Source organism: Aeromonas veronii bv. veronii, assembly GCF_000820225.1.
In the GTDB taxonomy this organism is placed as follows: domain Bacteria; phylum Pseudomonadota; class Gammaproteobacteria; order Enterobacterales; family Aeromonadaceae; genus Aeromonas; species Aeromonas veronii.
This window is the reverse complement of record NZ_CDDK01000052.1, coordinates 1-3,522: the sequence shown is the minus strand read 5'-3', so window position 1 is coordinate 3,522 and position 3,522 is coordinate 1. Positions and strand designations below refer to the sequence as shown.

3 protein-coding genes are annotated in these 3,522 nt (G+C 38.6%); 1 reads left to right on the top strand and 2 read right to left on the bottom strand.

What is annotated here, in order from left to right:
• The first annotated feature begins 458 nt into the window (after positions 1–458).
• A complete protein-coding gene (locus BN1139_RS21835) occupies positions 459–827 on the top strand; it encodes a hypothetical protein (RefSeq protein ID WP_232297610.1) in 369 nt (122 codons plus the stop codon).
• A gap of 42 nt (positions 828–869) precedes the next feature.
• On the opposite strand, the gene BN1139_RS20585 is transcribed toward BN1139_RS21835, so the two are convergent.
• Complete coding sequence (locus BN1139_RS20585; RefSeq protein ID WP_005351619.1) at positions 870–2,099, bottom strand: DUF1214 domain-containing protein; 1,230 nt, start codon at positions 2,097–2,099, stop codon at positions 870–872.
• A gap of 13 nt (positions 2,100–2,112) precedes the next feature.
• On the bottom strand, positions 2,113–3,171 hold the full coding sequence (locus BN1139_RS20580) for a heparan-alpha-glucosaminide N-acetyltransferase domain-containing protein (protein WP_005351620.1): 1,059 nt from the start codon (positions 3,169–3,171) through the stop codon (positions 2,113–2,115).
• Positions 3,172–3,522: the final 351 nt, after the last annotated feature.

The window sequence follows — 3,522 nt, the reverse complement described above, 5'->3', positions numbered from 1 at the left end:
GGATTTAGTTGACCACTACAGACTTTAGCCAACTTGGTAAACCTACCTTACTTGTTCATCACACCAATGATGCCTGTTCATCAACTCTTTATGCTGATGCTGCAGAAAAGGCTCAATACACGCCACTGGTGAAAATTGATGGCCCTGTAGATAAGGCACCGATGAATCCGGGTGAATTTGCGTTATGCGCTCCAGGTACCAATCATTGGTTTGCTGGCCAAGAGACCCTTGTAGGGGAAAAAGTAATTGAATGGCTAACCAAAACGTAAACTAATGATGTGGTTTAGCAAGAATAAGACATCGGCCTGAGCCGATGTCTTATTTATATATGTTCGATGCGATATTGACAGAAGAATGACATCACCCAAGTAAGGGTGATTGTCATAGTTTTATTTTAAGGGAACTTGGTGATATGATATAAAAGAAAATTATAAGCCTCAATTCAATTGGAGTTTTCAATGAGAAAGCTATTATTTTCAGTTTTTATTTCTTCACTTGCTACAGGTTGCTCAAGTTCGGTCACAGAACAAAAGCCTTGGCGAGGTGTCTATTCAGAAGGATTTGAAGTAAGTGCTTTTACCCCTTGTGGTGGGGGAAAGGACTTTTGGTTATATGCGAAACAACCCCAGGTTATGGATGATGTTGAAAAGGCAACAAACAAAATTAGAGCCGAGAGTGGATATATGTATCCGAAGGTTTATATAGAATTTTATGGTGTTGATGAAGGGAAGGCGAACGATGGGTTTGCAGAAGATTATGATGCAGTTGTGTCCGTAGAAAAGGTCATTAGCTTTACAACAGAAATCCCATATACCTGTCAGTATTGAGGTGGCATAAAGCCACCGGTAATGGTGGCTTTATGCTTAATGTCAGCTTGCCAAGCTCTTTCTTGCCATGTAAATAGCACCTAGAAGTAATAACTCAGCAGGTACTGAACCGCCACCACCATTACGGTCATCCTTCTTAATGTCCTTGTTTGGTATGTCATTTACATCGATAACCTTGGTTTCAAAATCAAGTTCTTCTTTGCCAAGGTATCGTATTGATATAACGCCTTCGTTATATCCTTGAGTAGTGATGAGGTTTTTTTTGTCTTTGATGTCAAACTTGGTTATATAGACTTCGTAGCTGCCATCTGCATTTAATTCCAATTCATCTTTAGTGATGTATGTCTTATGCTTCTCATAATCAACAGTAGCATAGTAAGGATTATAATATGTGATGGATGCATACTTTAAGTTGGCAGGTATCTTACCTGTCAATTTAATTGCTTTGTCATTTTCAAGTTGAATGTAGAAACCATCATAGCGATTATCAGTGGTGGGAAAGAGTGCTTGAACGAGGTCAGGTCTAGGGTTTACCTCTGCACTTGTATTTTTGCTTTTACTCATCTGGGAAGTGAGGTCAAGCGAGCTTTCAACCAAACTAGTCAAAAAGGCACTGGCTCGTGTAATTCGATCCGATGATGAGGCAATGAATGGAGTGTCAAAATCACCATCAGTTTGTTTGATCATCAACTCGGCTGGAGCATTTTTTCTAACGGCTCCATTAGCATAATACTCGCGAACAATCAGCATGTAGTCATTGGCATCAGTCGTGATCCCATTTGCTGCAGCTCTAGGACCGATCTCGATACGGAAAGTTCCATTATCCCCAACTTTGATGTTGTCTGTTGAAACATTTTTTTCTGGAAGAGCCACGTTCTTTCCATCACGTAATGTATAAACTTGGATGCCAAGGTAAAGCGTATCTCCGATTTTACCTTCTAAAACATAACTGCTCTCACCTTTGATCATTGTGGAGCGATAGCGTGTCCAAGGGTTATCACCGGCTGTTTTACGTGATGTAGTGATCCAATCAACGAATGATGGGGAACCGATAGAGGCCTTTTCGATAAAGACTTCACTGGCAAGAGATAAGCTGTCGTATAGAAAATCTACACCTTGCTCTCGAATGGAGTTATCAAGGTTCAATGAGTTGTCGAAGTCTATGATCTTTTGATTAAGTGATATTATCGAATAGGCAATCCCATCTCGATTATCCTTTGCAAAGACACCACTAGATAAAACCAAACCTAGCATATATATAAATATTTTCATAAGTTTTCTCCTACTATAAGTTTACATTGTGCTTCTGTAATTTTTTACAAATTAAAAACGACATTGCTATTATTATGATAATAGCTACGAGTGACTCGGTTATATCAAGTTTATATTGATCAAGCACGACAATGCTTGCTGAAATAATAACCCACTGAACAATATAGAAGTTGGTGATGTGTGTGCTTATAAAACTAATTATGTTCAAAAAACCTTTATGAAGGTATGGAGATGCAAAGAACATGAGTGCAAGCCATTGCATAATAAAACCAATGTATAATATTAATCCGCCAGGACCGGTTCTCCAGTAATCACCAAAGTGAAATGAGATATTAGTTTTTGATATGAGTATGCCAATAAAGGATAACAATACACCGAAGCCAAACTGATACCCCATTGCCTGTGTTGTTAGTGTAAGTGGATTGCTATATCTTCTACCAAGGATCATGCCAATCAATGGATAGATGACCCATGGGAATAGAGGGAATGAAACCATTTCCCCATTAATACCCCATAATGGTTCGAGTAACCTTCCCCAAAATGGAACATAGGTTCCAAGGCCCCATATAAAAGGGGAGTACACCAAAACCAATAGTATCAGAAGCGTTATGCAAACATCATTAAGTTGTAATTTATTGACTATCGCCATTATCAAATATGATAGGCCTGCGACTTGTAGGATATCAACCACAAGTAAATTCGAGATGATATCATCGGCAAAGTTTGTTAATTTATCATCCGGCTCACTTGTATCAAATGGCATATAAAATAAGAAGAGGGTAAAGGGGACTGCTAATCGTAATAAATTAAGGTAGTACCCTTTAGCAAACAATGAAAATGAGCGCTTTATATCGTGCGTAAATTGATGCTCTTTCTTATATGCGTATAGAATCCCCATGACAACCATGAATACTGGGGCGGCAGGGGCTTCACCTAGTAATGTTATAACTCTCCCAAAGATAGAATGTTCTGCAATTTGAGTCTTTGTGTTAATACTCACTACATGAGTACACACCATAAATATTGCAGCCAAACCGCGAGCCAAGTCTAAAAATGGAAGTTTACTCGACATTTATTTATCCCTGTGAAGTGTTCGAGTACTGTACGTTATTAGATTTTTGAGCGCCATATGAGATCGCATATCATTGATTAATTACAGGGTTGTCATTATATTTATAGTCTTTATGCTATTCCCTTATAGGTATTTGTATTGAGTTTTATGTGGGAATGATTCAAATGTGTTGAACGTTTTGTTTTGATGTGGAAATTCTGTTGAGTAAGCTTCGTTGGTAAAGTGATGGACGCATCAATAAGTATCCGGATTTTGACGATAATGGTGTTGTTTCCCAAATCGATGCAGTTTGAAGGGAACTTACTGAGGACTCGATGATCTGATCACCACGATCCTCTTCAAGTCTGCATC